This is a genomic window from Pseudomonas sp. FG98, from assembly GCF_057808595.1.
Genome location: NZ_JBMDIJ010000109.1, coordinates 1 through 16258, shown reverse-complemented (window position 1 = coordinate 16258; position 16258 = coordinate 1). Strand labels below are relative to the sequence as shown.

Annotated in this window: 15 protein-coding genes and 1 pseudogene; 11 read left to right on the top strand and 5 right to left on the bottom strand. The window is 64.3% G+C overall.

Features of this window, described 5'->3' with window-relative positions; genetic code table 11:
* The 7 genes and pseudogenes from ACODSK_RS30015 to ACODSK_RS29985 form a co-directional block, all read left to right on the top strand.
* Window positions 1–109, top strand: a pseudogene (locus tag ACODSK_RS30015) (2-hydroxy-3-oxopropionate reductase); the annotation flags it as partial.
* A 160-nt stretch (window positions 110–269) separates the two neighbouring features.
* Complete coding sequence (locus ACODSK_RS30010) at window positions 270–1544, top strand: glycerate kinase type-2 family protein (protein WP_489021406.1); 1275 nt, start codon at window positions 270–272, stop codon at window positions 1542–1544.
* Entirely contained in the window at window positions 1541–2956 is a 1416-nt protein-coding gene (pyk, locus tag ACODSK_RS30005; RefSeq protein ID WP_489021404.1) for a pyruvate kinase, read from the top strand. The genes ACODSK_RS30010 and pyk overlap by 4 nt, the downstream gene beginning before the upstream one ends.
* Window positions 2957–3116: 160 nt before the next feature.
* Window positions 3117–3986 (top strand): urea transporter, encoded by an 870-nt coding sequence (locus ACODSK_RS30000; protein ID WP_489021402.1) that lies wholly within the window; start codon window positions 3117–3119, stop codon window positions 3984–3986.
* Window positions 3987–4136: 150 nt separating this feature from the next.
* On the top strand, window positions 4137–4961 hold the full coding sequence (locus ACODSK_RS29995) for an ion transporter (protein WP_489021401.1): 825 nt from the start codon (window positions 4137–4139) through the stop codon (window positions 4959–4961).
* Between the two features lie 96 nt (window positions 4962–5057).
* The gene (locus ACODSK_RS29990; protein ID WP_489021399.1) at window positions 5058–6059 is read left to right on the top strand and encodes a sulfate ABC transporter substrate-binding protein; all 1002 of its coding nucleotides are present in this window, start codon (window positions 5058–5060) and stop codon (window positions 6057–6059) included.
* Window positions 6060–6263: 204 nt separating this feature from the next.
* Complete coding sequence (locus ACODSK_RS29985; RefSeq protein ID WP_489021398.1) at window positions 6264–8291, top strand: mechanosensitive ion channel family protein; 2028 nt, start codon at window positions 6264–6266, stop codon at window positions 8289–8291.
* Between the two features lie 110 nt (window positions 8292–8401).
* Here ACODSK_RS29985 and ACODSK_RS29980 read toward each other — a convergent pair whose 3' ends face one another.
* Together ACODSK_RS29980 and ACODSK_RS29975 are read right to left on the bottom strand one after the other, a co-directional pair.
* Window positions 8402–9310, bottom strand: coding sequence for a class I SAM-dependent methyltransferase (locus ACODSK_RS29980; protein ID WP_489021396.1), 909 nt, complete (start codon window positions 9308–9310; stop codon window positions 8402–8404).
* A 32-nt stretch (window positions 9311–9342) separates the two neighbouring features.
* Window positions 9343–10245 (bottom strand): DMT family transporter, encoded by a 903-nt coding sequence (locus ACODSK_RS29975; protein ID WP_489021394.1) that lies wholly within the window; start codon window positions 10243–10245, stop codon window positions 9343–9345.
* A gap of 136 nt (window positions 10246–10381) precedes the next feature.
* On the opposite strand from ACODSK_RS29975, the gene ACODSK_RS29970 reads away from it, so the two are divergent.
* From ACODSK_RS29970 to ACODSK_RS29960, 3 genes are all read left to right on the top strand, one after another.
* On the top strand, window positions 10382–10819 hold the full coding sequence (locus tag ACODSK_RS29970) for an Lrp/AsnC family transcriptional regulator (protein ID WP_009408720.1): 438 nt from the start codon (window positions 10382–10384) through the stop codon (window positions 10817–10819).
* 580 nt (window positions 10820–11399) lie between these two features.
* Entirely contained in the window at window positions 11400–12929 is a 1530-nt protein-coding gene (locus ACODSK_RS29965; protein ID WP_489021392.1) for an NCS1 family nucleobase:cation symporter-1, read from the top strand.
* 54 nt (window positions 12930–12983) lie between these two features.
* A complete protein-coding gene (locus tag ACODSK_RS29960) occupies window positions 12984–13712 on the top strand; it encodes an aspartate/glutamate racemase family protein (protein ID WP_489021390.1) in 729 nt (242 codons plus the stop codon).
* A gap of 138 nt (window positions 13713–13850) precedes the next feature.
* On the opposite strand, the gene ACODSK_RS29955 is transcribed toward ACODSK_RS29960, so the two are convergent.
* Window positions 13851–14528, bottom strand: coding sequence for a histidine phosphatase family protein (locus tag ACODSK_RS29955; protein ID WP_489021388.1), 678 nt, complete (start codon window positions 14526–14528; stop codon window positions 13851–13853).
* A 207-nt stretch (window positions 14529–14735) separates the two neighbouring features.
* Window positions 14736–15074: an FKBP-type peptidyl-prolyl cis-trans isomerase gene (locus ACODSK_RS29950; RefSeq protein WP_489021386.1), complete on the bottom strand. Its 339-nt coding sequence runs from the start codon at window positions 15072–15074 to the stop codon at window positions 14736–14738.
* A 143-nt stretch (window positions 15075–15217) separates the two neighbouring features.
* Here ACODSK_RS29950 and ACODSK_RS29945 point away from each other — a divergent pair, with 143 nt between their 5' ends.
* Window positions 15218–15739 carry a M15 family metallopeptidase gene (locus tag ACODSK_RS29945; protein WP_489021384.1) on the top strand — a complete coding sequence of 174 codons (522 nt, stop codon included), beginning with the start codon at window positions 15218–15220 and terminating at the stop codon, window positions 15737–15739.
* Here ACODSK_RS29945 and ACODSK_RS29940 read toward each other — a convergent pair.
* A complete protein-coding gene (locus tag ACODSK_RS29940) occupies window positions 15732–16136 on the bottom strand; it encodes a GFA family protein (protein ID WP_489021382.1) in 405 nt (134 codons plus the stop codon). The genes ACODSK_RS29945 and ACODSK_RS29940 overlap by 8 nt on opposite strands.
* Between the last annotated feature and the right edge of the window lie 122 nt (window positions 16137–16258).

The window sequence follows — 16258 nt, the reverse complement described above, 5'->3', positions numbered from 1 at the left end:
GCAAGTGTTCAGCACCTGCGCGGCCATCGGCGGTTCGAACTGGGACCACTCGGCGCTGATCAAGGGCCTGGAGCACATGGCCAACTTCTCGATCCGCGACGATAAATAAGCACCGCCTGTCCGCCGCGGAGTGAAGGGGCCGCGCATCGTCTCCTTCTTCCCGCGGCTGGCAGTTGCTACAGCGCAACACCGCCCCTGGTTCAGCCTGCACGGAGGCCGTCCCGGGGGCGTTTTTTTTTCCGCAGAACAATAAGATCTGGAGGCCTGATATGTCGGTCGATCCACAACAATTTCTCCGCGACCTGTTCGCCACGGCCATCGACGCCGCGCATCCGCGTCAGGTCCTTGAAGCCCATCTGCCTGCCGACCGCAGCGGCCGGGTGATCGTCATCGGCGCTGGCAAGGCCGCCGCGGCCATGGCCGAAGTGGTCGAGCGCGCCTGGCAGGGCGAAGTCCGCGGCCTGGTGGTGACCCGCTACGGCCATGGCGCCAGCTGCTCGAAGATCGAAGTGGTCGAAGCCGCCCACCCCGTGCCCGACGCCGCCGGCCTGGCCGTGGCCAAGCGCGTGCTGGAGATGGTCAGCGACCTGAGCGCCGACGACCGGGTGATCTTCCTCCTCTCCGGCGGCGGTTCCGCCCTGCTGGCCCTGCCCGCCGAAGGCCTGACCCTGGCCGACAAGCAGCAGATCAACAAGGCCCTGCTCAAGTCCGGCGCCACCATCGGCGAGATGAACTGCGTGCGCAAGCACCTCTCGGCGATCAAGGGCGGCCGCCTGGCCAAGGCCTGCTGGCCAGCCACCGTGTACACCTATGCGATTTCCGATGTGCCGGGCGACCTCGCCACGGTCATCGCCTCCGGCCCCACCGTGGCCGACCCGAGTACCTCGGCCGAAGCCCTGGCGATCCTCAAGCGCTACAACATCGAAGCGCCGAAAGCAGTGATCGACTGGCTCAACAACCCCGCCTCGGAAACCGTCAAGGCCGACGACCCGGCCCTGGCCCGCAGCCACTTCCAGTTGATCGCCCGGCCGCAGCAATCGCTGGAAGCCGCTGCGGTGAAAGCCCGCCAGGCCGGCTTCAGCCCACTGATCCTCGGCGACCTGGAAGGCGAATCGCGCGAAGTGGCCAAGGTCCACGCCGGCATCGCCCGCCAGGTGGTTCTGCACGGCCAGCCACTGGCGGCGCCCTGCGTGATCCTCTCCGGCGGCGAGACCACCGTGACCGTGCGCGGCAATGGCCGTGGCGGACGCAATGCCGAGTTCCTCCTCAGCCTGACCGAAAGCCTCAAGGGACTGCCCGGCGTCTACGCCATCGCCGGTGATACCGACGGCATCGACGGTTCGGAAGACAACGCCGGCGCCATCATGACCCCGGACAGCTACGCCCGCGCCGCAGCCCTGGGCCTGTCGGCCACCGACGAGCTGGACAACAACAACGGCTATGGCTACTTCGCCGCGCTCGACGCGCTGATCGTCACCGAGCCGACCCGTACCAACGTCAACGATTTCCGCGCCATCCTCATTCTTGAGACTGCCCAACCATGACGCCTGATAAGAAAGTCAAAATCCTCGCCACCCTCGGCCCTGCGATCAAGGGCATCGACGACGTGCGCGCACTGGTGGAAGCCGGGGTCAACATCTTCCGCCTCAACTTCAGCCACGGCGAGCATGCCGACCACGCCATGCGCTACCAGTGGATCCGCGAAGTGGAAAGCCAGCTGAACTACCCGCTGGGCATCCTCATGGACCTGCAAGGTCCGAAGCTGCGGGTCGGTCGCCTGGCCGAAGGCAAGGCCATGCTCAAGCGCGGCCAGGCCCTGCGCCTGGACCTCGACCCGACCCCGGGCAACGAGCAACGGGTCAACCTGCCCCACCCGGAAATCATCGCTGCGCTGGAGCCGGGCATGGACCTGCTGGTGGATGACGGCCGCCTGCGCCTGCGGGTGACCGCCAAGCACGCCGACGCCATCGACACCGAGGTGCTCAACGGCGGCGAACTGTCCGACCGCAAGGGCGTCAACGTCCCGCAAGCGGTGCTCGACCTCAGCCCGCTGACCGCCAAGGACCGCCGCGACCTGACCTTCGGCCTGGAACTGGGCGTGGACTGGGTGGCGCTGTCGTTCGTCCAGCGTCCCGAGGACATCGCCGAGGCCCGCGAGCTGATCGGTGATCGCGCCTTCCTCATGGCCAAGATCGAGAAGCCTTCGGCCGTCACCCAACTGCGTGAAATCGCCGAACTGAGCGACGCGATCATGGTTGCCCGCGGTGACCTCGGCGTGGAAGTGCCGGCCGAGGCCGTGCCGCAGATCCAGAAGAACATCATCGCCACCTGCCGCCAGCTTGGTCGCCCGGTTGTAGTGGCCACGCAGATGCTCGAATCGATGCGCTTCTCCCCGGCCCCGACCCGTGCCGAAGTGACCGACGTCGCCAACGCCGTGGCCGAAGGCGCCGACGCGGTGATGCTGTCGGCGGAAACCGCCTCCGGCGACTACCCGCTGGAAGCCGTGCAGATGATGAGCAAGATCATCCGCCAGGTCGAAGCCGGCCCGGACTACCAGACCCAGCTCGACGTTGGCCGGCCGAAGGCCGAGGCCACGGTGTCCGACGCCATCAGCTGCGCGATCCGCCGGATCAGCGGCATCCTGCCGGTGGCAGTGCTGGTCAACTACAGCGAATCGGGCAACTCGACCCTGCGCGCTTCCCGCGAGCGGCCCCGGGCACCGATCCTCAACCTGACCCCGAACCTGAGCACCGCACGGCGCCTGAGCGTGGTCTGGGGCGTGCACTCGGTGGTCAACGACCGCCTGCGCCAGGTCGACGAAGTCTGCTCCACCGCGTTGGAAATCGCCCAGGCCCAGGGCATGGCCAACCGCGGCGACACGCTGCTGATTACCGCCGGTGTGCCTTTTGGCCAACCGGGATCGACTAACTCGCTGCGTATCGAAACCCTGCTTTAACGTCTTCGCGGGGCAGGCTGGCGGTCATCGATTCATCCGCGTGAATCCGTGGTCGACTGCCTGCTTCGCGATCCAGGGCACCCAAAAAAGCAACACCCCTAAACCGTGGGACAAGACCCGCCCAAAGAGGCGACCCACTTCACTCAGACCTACTACTGCCATGTACACCAAAAATTTCGTAAACCCCTGCCCCGACTGGGCGACCGCGCTGCTCAACGGTTTCAGTCAGGTGCTGCTGCAGCGCAACCCGCTGTGCGGCCTGTGCTGCCTGCTGGCCATCCTCCTCACCGCTCCGCAACTGATCGGCGGCGCGCTGCTCGGCGCCCTCGCCGGCCTGCTCACGGCCCAGCGCCGCGGCTACAACCGCGCCGACCGCCAGGCCGGGCTGTACAGCTACAACGGCGTGCTGATCGGCGTGCTGTTCAGCTACCTGCTGCCCTGGTCGCCGATCCTCCTGCCGCTGATCATCGCCGCCGCCGGGCTGAGCAGCATGCTGGTCCATCAATGGCTCAAGCGTGGCGGCTCGGTGCTGTTGCCGGCCTACACCTTGCCTTTCGTCCTGGCCGGCTGGGCGCTGTTGCTGATTACCGAACCGGCAGCCCAGGCCAATGGCCCGGTGCAGGCCAGTCCGCTGGATGCATTGGCCCGCGGCCTGGGCCAGATCTTCCTGCTGGACCAGCCGCTGGCCGGGCTGCTGATTGCCCTGGGGCTGTTGCTGGCCGACCGCTATGCGGCGGCCTGGGCGTTCGTCGGTGCGGCGATCGGCGGCAGCGTGGCGCTGCTGGGCGGGGAAGCCACCGCGGCCTACATGGGCCTCTACGGTTTCAACGCCGCCCTCGCCGCCCTCGCCTTCAGCGGCACCCGGGCGCAGCCGTGGAAGCCGCTACTGGCGATCGTCCTGGCGATCGTGGTGCAGCCGTTGTTCAACCTGCTGCCGATTCCGGGGCTGACGGCGCCGTTTATCGTCGCCTGCTGGATGGTGCGGTTGGGGGATGTGAAAGGCACCGGGGTTCAGGGTCGCTTCATCTAACCTCATCGCCGGCAAGCCGGCTCCCACAGGGATCGGCATGCACCGAACCTGTGGGAGCTGGCTTGCCAGCGATGAGGCCCGCAAAACTTGCACAACTGCCGGATCCCCCCCTAGGCTTCGCATCACTACCCGCCTGGAACCACACCCCCCATGGAAAACCCGCAGAGCCTGCGCGAAAGGCTCTATGTCATCGTCTTTCAAACCGATACCGTCGCCGGACGTCGCTTCGATAAAGTCCTGCTGCTGATCATCCTCGCCAGCCTGGTCACCGTGATCCTCGACAGCATCGACGAGGTACACCAAAGCTATGCCGGCCTGCTCGCCGGAATAGAGTGGGGCTTCACCGCGATCTTCCTGGTCGAGTACCTGCTGCGCCTGTACTGCTCACCCAAGCCACTGCGCTACGCCTTCAGTTTCTACGGCCTGGTCGACCTGCTGGCGATCGTGCCGGGGATCATCGCCCTGTACTACAGCGACGCCCAGTACCTGCTGATCATCCGGGTCATCCGCATGCTGCGGATCTTCCGCGTGCTCAAGCTCAGTCCCTATCTGAAGCAGGCCCATTACCTGCTCGACGCCCTGCGCGGCAGCAAGCAGAAGATCATCGTGTTCCTGGTCAGCGTATCGACCCTGGTCACCGTGTTCGGCACCCTGATGTACGTGGTCGAGGGCCCGGAACATGGCTTTACCAGCATTCCCAAGGGCATCTACTGGGCCATCGTCACCCTGACCACGGTCGGCTTCGGCGATATCGTGCCCAAGACCCCGCTGGGCCAGGTGATTTCCTCGCTGGTAATGATCACCGGCTACTCGATCATCGCCGTGCCCACGGGTATCTTTACCGCCGAGCTGGCCAATGCCATGCGCGGCGAACAACTGCGCCACGATTGCCCGGTGTGCCGCAAGAACAGCCACGAACACGGCGCCGCCTTCTGCTCGCGCTGCGGCAATGCGCTGTTCAGGAAGCTGGAATAAGCAAAGTCGTTTTTAATCTTTTTGTGCCTAAAGGCCATTGGCTATAGTCGCTGGCACAATGCTTTCAATCCAACCCACTCCAACAAGGAATGCATAGTGAAAAAACTCTTCGGTGTCTCGCTCCTCGCCGCGAGCCTGGCCGTGGGCAGCTTTGCCCAGGCCGCGCCCGCACCGCTGCTGAACGTCTCCTACGATGTGATGCGCGACTTCTACAAGGACTACAACGTTGCCTTCCAGAAGCACTGGGAAGCCGAGCACAAAGAGAAGATCACCGTGCAAATGTCCTTCGGTGGTTCGAGCAAGCAGGCGCGCTCGGTGATCGACGGCCTGCCGGCCGATGTCATCACCATGAACATGGCCACCGACATCAACGCCCTGGCCGACAACGGCGGCCTGGTCCCGGAGAACTGGGTCACCCGCCTGCCGAACAACAGCGCGCCGTTTACTTCGGCCACCGTGTTCATCGTGCGCAAGGGCAACCCCAAGGCCCTGAAGGACTGGCCGGACCTGCTCAAGGATGGCGTGCAGGTCATCGTGCCCAACCCCAAGACCTCGGGTAACGGCCGCTACACCTACCTCTCGGCCTGGGGCTACGTACTGAAGACCGGCGGCGACGAAGCCAAGGCCAAGGACTTCGTCGGCAAGCTGTTCAAGCAGGCGCCAGTGCTGGACACCGGTGGCCGTGCCGCCACCACCACCTTCATGACCAATCAGATCGGCGACGTGCTGGTGACCTTCGAGAACGAGGCCGAGATGATCGCCCGCGAGTTCGGTCGCGACCAGTTCGAAGTCATCTACCCGAGCGTCTCCGCCGAGGCCGAGCCGCCGGTGAGCGTGGTCGACAAGGTGGTCGACAAGAAAGGCAGCCGCGCCACCGCCGAGGAATACCTGAAGTACCTGTGGTCGCCGGAAGCCCAGGAAATCGCCGCCAACAACTACCTGCGTCCGCGTGACGAGAAGGTCCTGGCCAAGTACACCGACCGCTTCCCGAAAGTCGAATTCCTCTCGGTAGAGAAGACCTTCGGTGACTGGCGCACCGTGCAGAAGACCCACTTCAATGATGGTGGCATCTTCGACCAGATCTATACCGGCAAGTAAGTCTCCCGACGGGGCCTGACTTCAGGGCCTCATCGCCGGCAACGCCGGCTCCCACAGGGTTCGGTGGTGTACTCGATACCTGTGGGAGCCGGCGTTGCCGGCGAAAGGACCGCAAAGCGGTCCCAAAATCCCGAATCCACCTCAGTAATCCGCCACCGATCATTGTCTACCCTTTCCGTCACCCCACGGCCAAAGGAGTACCCCGTGATCCGCGCCCTGCTCACCCTCCTGTTCTGTAGCGTGCTAAGCCTGCAAGCCCTGGCCGGCCCGCTGGCCGCCGTCACCGAAGAAAAACCCGCCGATCCCGAACCCGTGGTCCAGGGCGGCCTGCTCGGCACCCTGGCCAGCGGCCTGGACAGCGTCTCCAACGAACTCGATATCGACCATCACCTGCTCGACAACTGGCGCCTGCGCACCGATCGCGCAGCCAACGAGGCCAACCAGCTGGTTGCGCGCCACGATGCCGGCGACCTGCTGGCCATGACCGGCGACTTCCTCGCGCTAACCGCCACCTGGGCCACCAGCTTCGCCGTGCTCTTTTACCTCGGCCGCCTCGCCGCCCGCGCCAGCCAGCACAGCCGCCTGCTGCGCCTGCGGCCCAGACCGCAGAAGCTCCTCGGCTACCTGCTGCCCTACACCCTGCCGGCCATCGTCAGCCTGCCCGCCGCGCTGTTCATCAGCCGCCAGCTCGATCCCTCGGTCGGCCGTGCCCTGGGCATGAGCCTGGCGTACGCCACCAGCAGCGGGATCTTCTCCACCACCATCATCCTGTGCCTGATCACCCTGTTCGATGTCGGCCACAAGCGCACCGCCGTGCGCATCATCCGCGAGGCGGCACCGCGGCCGCTGTTCCTGATCGGCTTTCTTGCCGCCTGGAGCGACGCCCTGACCAGCCCGCAGATCGCCCGGCAACTGGGCGGCAACCTGACCAGCAGCATCGCCGTGGTCACCGGCCTGCTGGCGACCCTGGCCTTTGCCGTGGTGGTGCTGCGCTCACGCCGCCCGGTAGCGCACCTGATCCGCAACCGCAGCCTCAAGGACCGCCTGCAACACCGCGCGGTGCAAGAGACCCTGCGGATCTTCTCGGCGATCTGGTACCTGCCGATCCTGATGATGATCCTGGTCTCGGCGATCAACCTGATCGGCGCCGGCGAAGAGAGCCAGCGCGCCCTGCAAAAGGCCCTGCTCACCACCATCCTGCTGATCGGCGGGGTGTTCCTGAGCATTACCCTGCAGCATTTCCTCAACCCGCCGCGCAACCCGGAACAACGTCTGCGACCCTACAAGGAGCTGCTCTACAGCCTGGTCCACGCCCTGCTGCGCATCGCCATGGCGGTGGCCTTCATCGAACTGCTCGGGCGCATCTGGGGTTTTTCGATACTGGACTTCGCCCTGCGCAACAGCTTCGGCCGGGCGATCAGCGACTCGCTGAGCAGCATCGGCCTGATCCTGCTGGTGACCTGGCTGCTCTGGGTAGTGATCGATACCGCCATCCAGGAAGCGCTCAAGCCAACGCCCGGACGACGCACCTCGCGCCAGCCGAGCACCCGCACGCGAACCATCCTGCCGATGTTGCGCAACGCCACCAAGGTGGTGCTGGTGGTGATCTGCACCATCACCACCATGGCCAACCTGGGGATCAACGTCGCGCCCTTCCTCGCCGGTGCCGGGGTGGTCGGCCTGGCCATCGGCTTCGGCTCGCAGCAGCTGGTGCAGGACGTGATCACCGGGCTGTTCATCCTGATCGAGGACACCATCGCCATCGGCGACTGGGTGGTACTCGACTCCGGGCATGCCGGCACCGTCGAGAGCCTGACCATCCGCACCCTGCGCCTGCGCGACGGCAAGGGCTTCGTGCACTCGGTGCCGTTCGGCCAGATCAAGGCGGTCACCAACCAGTCGCGGCAGTTCGCCTACGCCTTCTTCTCGGTGCAGTTCAGTTACGAGTCGGATGTGGATGCGGCGCTGAAGCTGATCCGCGAGGCCGGGCAATCGATCAGCGAGGACCCGATCCTGCGGCACAACCTGCAGGGGCCGTTGCAGGTGTTCGGGGTGGACAGCATGAACCTCAATGGCATGACCCTGACCGCGCAGTTCAGGACCACTTCGGGCGGGCAGTATGCGGTGAACCGGGCGTTCAACGAGCGGTTGAAGAAGCTGGTGGATCAGACTGATGACGTGAGTTTTGCACAGGTCAATCCGATGCCGGCCAGAGCGGCAGACACCCAGTAATCGATGGCGTTTATCAGGGCCTCATCGCCGGCAATGCCGGCTCCCACAAGGTCTGCGGCGTACACAATCCCCTGTGGGAGCTGGCATTGCCAGCGATGAGGCCCTGAAGGTCAGCGGAAGACCAAGGCCTTGAGCCCGCCACCCTCGACCACCTCGGGAAACTCCGGCGGGTTTTCCAGACGCTGGACGAACTTCAGACCGGGCGCCTGCTCCGCCATCCCCTGGATCAGGAACTCCGCGCCGATCCCCGGATCATTGACACAGGCCAGCACGGTCCCGCCGTCGTTCAATAACTCCGGCAAGCGCCGCAGGATCTTCGCGTAATCCTGGGTCAGGGCGAAACTGCCCTTCTGGAAGCTCGGCGGGTCGATGATGATCAGGTCGTAGGGACCGGACTTGCGCACCTTGCCCCAGGATTTGAACAGCTCATGCCCGAGAAAGCCGACCCGCCCCAGGTCATGGCCATTGAGCCGGTGATTGTCCCGTCCCCGCGCCAGAGCGGCCTTGGACATATCGAGGTTGACCACATGCTCCGCCCCACCGGCAATCGCCGCCACCGAGAAACCGCAGGTATAGGCGAACAGGTTGAGCACCCGCTGCCCCGCCGCCTGCTCGCGCACCCAGCGCCGGCCATAGCGCATGTCGAGGAACAGGCCGTTGTTCTGCTTCATGCCCAAGTCCAGTTGGTAGCGCAGGCCGTCTTCCTCGATCACCTTGTGCGCGCAAGGCTCGCCGAGCAGCCAGTAGCCGGGGCTGTCCGGCAGGTAGCGGTGCTGGATCAGCACGGCCATATCGCCGCTGGCCAGGCCATGCAGCATGGCTTGCAACTCCTCCAGTTGCCCCTCCGGCGGCTCGCGGAACAGCGCCACCAACAGCACGCCCTGCAGCCAGTCCACGGTGATCTGCTCCAGCCCCGGCCAGCAGCGGCCGCGGCCGTGGAACAGCCGCCGGGTTTCACTCGGCGGCGGGTTCAGGGCGGTGAGCAGGTGTTGATGCAGGGTATCGATGGCAGAGGTCATGGCGGGTTTTCGGCGAGCTAAAGCGGCGCATTCTACGCCTTTGCAGCGCCCGCACGGGCAGCGGATTTGAACCACCAGCCCCGTTGCATGCCCGCAGCCGCCAGCAGGATCGCCGCCACACCCAACCATTGCAGTACTTCCAGCCGATGCCCGAAGGCGATCCAGTCCACCGCGATCGCCGCTATGGGATAGATGAACGACAGCGCCCCGGTCAGGGCCGTCGGCAGTTTCTGGATGGCGCTGTAGAGCAGCACATACATCACCCCGGTGTGCACGATGCCCAGGGTAATCAGGCTGCCCAGTTCACCAGGGACCGTGGGCAAGCCACCGAGATTGGCGAACGGCGCCAGCAACAGCACCCCGGTACTGACCTGGACCAGCGCAATCAGGTGCGGCGGCGTGCCGCTCAGGCGCTTGATGATCAGCGCCGCCACCGCATAGAGAAATGCCGCGCCAAGGGCCAGGGCAATGCCCAGCAGATAGTCCTCGCCACTCTCGCCCTGGCTGCCGTGGGCACTGACGATGGCCAGCATGCCGGCGAAGGACACGCCGAGCCAGAACAGCTTGGGCACGGTGATCTTCTCGCCGAGAAACAACGCCGCCAGGCCCACCAGCATGAACGGCTGGACGTTGTACACCGCCGTGCCGATGGCGATCGACGCACGCGAATAGGAGGCGAACAGCAGCACCCAGTTACCGACGATGGCCACGCCGCTGAGCACCGCCAGGGCGAAGGTCATGCGGGTCAGGATGCCGGGGCGCAGGAAGCCCATGGCGGCGCAGATCAACAGCAAGGTGCCGGCGCCGAACAGGCAGCGCCAGAACACCACGTCCAGCACCGGCTGCCCGGATACCAGGACGAACCAGCCAATGGTGCCGGAGATCAGCATGGCGCCGATCATTTCCAGGGAACCGCGACGTATCGAATTGTCCATCACTCACCTCCGAGAAGATGTGACAAAGTATGCCAAGGGTGTTCTGGGCCATTCCAGCGGATAAATCAGGCCGGAGCGCACGTCGACCTTTCTTATCAAGGTGATTTTGCGGAATTGCCTAACCGGAGCCTTGTTCATGACCGATGCCATCGACCAACTGCTGCTCAACGCCCTGATGGAGGATTCGCGGCGCTCGCTCAAGGCCCTGGCCAGCCTGACCGGACTATCTTCGCCCAGCGTCAGCGAACGCCTGCGCCGCCTGGAAGAACGCGGGGTGCTCAAGGGTTACACGGTGGAAGTGGATGCACGCAGCTTCGGCTACCAGTTGCAGGCCATCGTGCGCATTCGCCCGCTGCCGGGGCAGTTGCACGAGGTGGAGCGGCAGATCATCGCCATTCCCGAGTTCACCGAGTGCGACAAGGTCACCGGAGACGACTGCTTCATTGCCCGCCTGCATGTGCGCTCGATGGAGCAACTGGACACCTTGCTGGACAAGCTCAACAGCCATGCCGAGACCAGTACCGCGATCGTCAAGAAGACCCCGGTAAAGCGGCGCTTGCCGCCGATGGATTGAGTCATTTGGCGCTTTCGAGGGCCTCATCGCCGGCAATCGGATCGCCGCCCGGCCGGCTCCCACAGGGTTCTGCGGTGCATGCGGAACCTGTGGGAGCCGGCATTGCCGGCGATGAGGCCAGTGCAGACGACACAACTAGTCGGTGTGTCCAATCCAAAGCCCCCACAAACATAAAGTGCATACAAATATGTAACCTAAAGTGCCTTTTTTGTGTGCAATCACCCCAGCCTTCGCCCCATATCGTTACATCTACACAGACTAATAACTTGACCGATTAATCAGATTAAATCTAAAGCAAAAAATAAAACCTGTTTAATCGGTCAATTTATAACTTCAAACTTTCAGTAACTTACAAAAATACCAAGCAAGTTCAACAAGATAGGAAATTGCCCCACGGACTCCCCGTGGCACGGATCTGGCTTTAGTGCACTCGTGCTTTGTATACAACTCGAAAGAATCCAGAGCACACTTCAGATCCGCCCACCTGCCGTCGCCGGGTAGCGGAATGCCCCTAACCAATTGGTTCTCGTGGTTTATCGACCAGGCTTCAACACGCCACGAGTATCAGGAGCACGCCGGAATGAGCATGAGTCTCTACAACAAGACAGAACTGGACTTTTCCTCGTCTATCCCCGAACCGACGACGCCAACGCAGCAACCCGTGACCCTGAGCCCGCGCCTGCACAACCACGACCTCGCCCCGACCAAGGCCGAAGGACGTCGCTGGGGGCGCTACAGCATCTTTGCCCTGTGGACCAACGATGTGCACAACATCGCCAACTACTCCTTCGCCATGGGTTTGTACGCCATGGGCCTGGGTGGCTGGCAGATCCTCCTGTCCCTGGCCATCGGCGCGGCGCTGGTGTACTTCTTCATGAACCTGTCCGGCTACATGGGGCAGAAGACCGGCGTGCCGTTCCCGGTGATGAGCCGGATCGCCTTCGGCATCCACGGCGCGCAGATTCCGGCGCTGATCCGCGCAGTGATCGCCATCGCCTGGTTCGGCATCCAGACCTACCTGGCCTCGGTAGTCCTGCGCGTGCTGCTCACGGCGGTCGCACCAGGCCTGGCCGCCTATGACCAGGATTCCATCCTCGGCCTGTCGAGCCTGGGCTGGGTGTGCTTCGTGGCAATCTGGCTGGTGCAGTTGGTGATCCTCGCCTACGGCATGGAGATGGTGCGCCGCTACGAGGCGTTCGCCGGCCCGGTGATCCTGCTCACCGTGACCTGCCTGGCGGCCTACATGTACACCCAGGCCGGCTTCGACATCGCCTGGTCGGTGCGCGAGCCGCTGACGGGCGCCGCCATGTGGCACAACATCTTCGCCGGCGGCGCGCTGTGGCTGGCGATCTACGGCACCCTGGTGCTCAACTTCTGCGACTTCGCCCGTTCCTCGCCATGCCGCAAGACCATCCGCGCCGGCAACTTCTGGGGCCTGCCGGTGAACATCCTGGCCTTCGCCGTGATCAGCGTGGTGCTGTGCGGTGCGCAGTTCAAGATCAACGGCCAGATCATCGACAGCCCGACCCAGATCATCGCCAGCATCCCCAACACCTTCTTCCTGGTGCTTGGCTGCCTGGCCTTCCTGATCGTCACCGTGGCGGTGAACATCATGGCCAACTTCGTCGCCCCGGCCTTCGTCCTCAGCAACCTGGCGCCGCGCCTGCTCAACTTCCGCCGCGCCGGGATGATCAGCGCCACCCTGGCCGTGCTGATCCTGCCGTGGAACCTGTACAACAGCCCGCTGGTGATCATGTACTTCCTGTCCGGCCTCGGCGCCCTGCTCGGCCCGCTGTACGGCGTGATCATGGTCGACTACTGGCTGATCCGCCGCGGCCGGGTCAACGTGCCCGAGCTGTACAGCGAAGATCCCAAGGCCGCCTATCACTACCGCCGCGGCGTCAACCCGCGGGCACTGCTGGCCTTCATTCCGGCGGCACTGCTGGCCATCGTCCTGGCCCTGGTGCCCAACTTCGAAACCCTGGCGCCGTTCTCCTGGATGATCGGTGCCGGTATCGCCGGCCTGCTCTACCTGCTCTGCGCACCGCGCAACCAGCAGTACCTGGATGTGAGCGGCGAGTCCATCGCCGTCGACAGCACCAGACATTGATTGCCTTGCGGCCCGGCGATTGCGGGCCGCCTCCTGCCTTAGCGAGAAACTGCCATGCGAATCCTCATCGTCAACGTCAACACCAGCGAAGCCATCACCGAGGCCATCGCCCGCCAGGCCCAGGCGGTCGCCGCCCCGGGCACCGAGATCATCGGCCTGACCCCGTACTTCGGCGCCGAGTCGGTGGAAGGCAACTTCGAAAGCTACCTGGCCGCCATCGCCGTGATGGACCGCGTCCTCGCCTACGACGGCCCCTACGACGCGGTGATCCAGGCCGGCTACGGCGAACACGGCCGCGAAGGCCTGCAGGAACTGCTCAACGTGCCGGTGGTGGACATCACCGACGCCGCCGCCAGCACCGCCATGTACCTCGGCCACGCCTACTCGGTGGTCACCACCCTGGACCGCACCGTGCCGCTGATCGAAGACCGCCTGAAGCTCTCCGGCCTGTCCGACCGCTGCGCCTCGGTACGCGCCAGCGGCATGGCCGTGCTGGAACTTGAAGCCGAGCCGGAACGGGCCCTGGAGGCCATCGTCGGGCAGGCGGAAAAAGCGGTGAAGGAAGACAAGGCGGAAGTCATCTGCCTCGGCTGCGGCGGCATGGCCGGGCTCGACGAGAAAATCCGCCAGCGCACTGGCGTGCCGGTGGTGGATGGGGTCAGCGCGGCGGTGAAGATGGCCGAATCGCTGGTACAGCTCGGCTTGTCCACCTCCAAGAGCCGTACCTATGCCCTGCCGCGTGAGAAACGCGTGATTGGCTGGCCGGCGCGCTTCGGTCGCTAAGGCTCGAAGCTGTAGTTCCACGGTGTGTTGCCGGAAATCCAAGGCCGGCAACCGCATTTTGCGAGGCGCAACCAACAGTGCCAGGACCCGTCCGGGTCATCTCCCCTGGTGCCTGCGCCTCGATTTTTTCCAGCCCCGTCAGCTTGGCGAGAGCGCCTGTGGACAACTCAGGTCGCCGCCATCCAGCCCCTGCTTCACATTGCGACTCAACATGCTCGCCTTGCCATCGCGCCAGGTCAGGGTCAGCACGTATAGCGAATCAAAATCGCCGTTCTCCCAATCCCTGGTGATCACCCGCTCCTCACCCAGGGCCTTGCCGGCCACGGCGTTGATCAGTTCCGGCAGGTAGCCGTGGGACCAGGCGGTGTACACCGTGGCGTTGCGGTATTTGTTGCTGGTCAGCTCCCGCGCCAGAGCGTTGGTGTCGTTGGCGCCGTAGTCGATATTCACCGGCAGGCCGAGCTTGATGGCGCTGGGACTGATGGTCATCAGCGGACGCAGGTAACTGTAGCTGTCGTCATTGCTGCCTTCTTCCACTTCGCGGGTGGGGTCGGCGGCGAATACGTAGTCGGCCTTGCCGAATTTCTCGGGGAGCAACGTGGCGAGGTCGAGGGCGCGGTTGAGGCCCTGGCAGTTCAACTGGCCGAGGCCTTCGCCGGGCTTTTCCGCATGGCGCAGGAAGACCAGGGTCTGGGTGCCATCGACCGGCTTGGCGAGGCTGTCGAAGGTGGTGAATCCGAGAAGCGCAGCGCCAGCAACGAGCACGGTGCCGAGCAGCGCCTGGCGGCGCGAGGGGAAGATCGCGGGCAACTTCATGATGAACCCTTGAGGACAAAGACATGGAACCAACCCGCCAGTGCTGCCCCGCGGCCGAAGCCGCGGGGCATCCCTGTCTGTCGCTCCTTCCTTGGATACGGGCGTCCTTGAGAGTGCAGCAGGCCCGATTGGTTCTGTCCTTGGGGTGCTTGTCCTTAAGCTGGGAGTGACTTTAGCCCCTCGGTGTTACCGAATTAAGACGCCGCTTCAATCGTCGCGGGTCAGTACTTCCAGTACCTCGATCTCGAAATACAGGTCCGAACCCGGCGGGATCGAACCCATCTTGCGCTCGCCGTAGCCCAGGTGGGCCGGCACGAACAGCTTGCGCTTGCCGCCGACCTTCATGCCCATCAGGCCGATGTCCCAGCCCTTGATTACCCGGCCGGTGCCGATCACGCACTGGAACGGCTTGCCACGCCCGTGGGAGGAATCGAAGACCGTGCCGTCGCCCAGGGTACCGGTGTAGTGGGTGGTGATCAGGGCGCCCTTGACCACTTCCTTGCCGTCGCCCAGCTGGACGTCGGTGATTTGCAATTCGCTGCTCATGAAAACCTCATGCTGACTCTGTGACCTGTGCCGCAGCCTTTTCTCAGGAATGTCGGTAATTTGCAATGCCAGCGGGCGGCGTCAACGCAAAGTCATGCGTATCGGCTAGCCTCTCTGCGGAACTGCGTCGAAGGGACACAACAATGAACGAAAAGAACAAGGCGCTGTGCAAAGAGCTGGGGATCAGCGAGGAACTGCTGCTAGCCCGTGGCTTCATCGAATACCCGGAAGCACGGGTACTGGCGATCGCCGAGATCCATGCCGAAGACGGCCGCCGCTTCGAGCTGGAGCCGGATGCGGCGGCGGCCTGGAAGCAGATGAAAGCGGCGGCGGCGCGGGATCATGTCGAGCTGCGGCTGGTCTCGGCCTATCGAAGCGTGGAGTACCAGGCCGGCATCATCCGCCGCAAGCGAGAGCGCCGGCAGAGCCTGGAACAGATCCTCGCCGTCAGCGCCCCGCCCGGCTTCAGCGAGCACCACACCGGCCGGGCGGTGGATATCAACTCGCTGGAAGCCTCGTTCGAACACAGCGACGCCTATGCCTGGCTGGTGCTCAACGCCCGGCGCTTCGGCTTCGGGCTGTCCTACCCGCGGGACAATGCCTTGGGCTATCAGTTCGAGCCCTGGCACTGGTGCTACCAGCCGACCTTGCTGGCGGCTAGCTGAACTGGGCCACCACTTCGGCGCCGGTCATGTTCTTCGTCTGGTTGGAGAAGCAGTAGAACGACGGTTTTTCGTCGATATACACCTGCAGGTCGAGGGTCCATGGCTGCTCGCCGTCCAGCAGGCCCACGGGGATGGCGAAGAAGTTGCCGCCCTTGAGGCGATAGAACAGGTGGCTGCCGCAGCTTGGGCAGAAGCCGCGTTCGGCCCAGTCGGAGGACGCATAGACGGCTGGCTGGGCGCCGCTGAACTGCGGGGCGCTGCTGCTGTGCACGGTGAGCAGCGGGCCGCCGTTCCATTTGCGGCACATGCTGCAATGGCAGGCGCCGACGCTGCTGTCGTCGAGGCTGACGCTGAGCTGGATGGCGCCGCAGAGGCAGCTGCCGTGGTGGTTGGACATTGGGAAGCTCCTTGCTGGGTGAGGCTGCTGAGTGTAGCCAAAATCCTACAGACGCCGATGGCTCCTAGTGGGAGTCGGCCCAGCCTTTCAGGCTGCGCTCTCGCGCAGAGAACAGGTCTAAA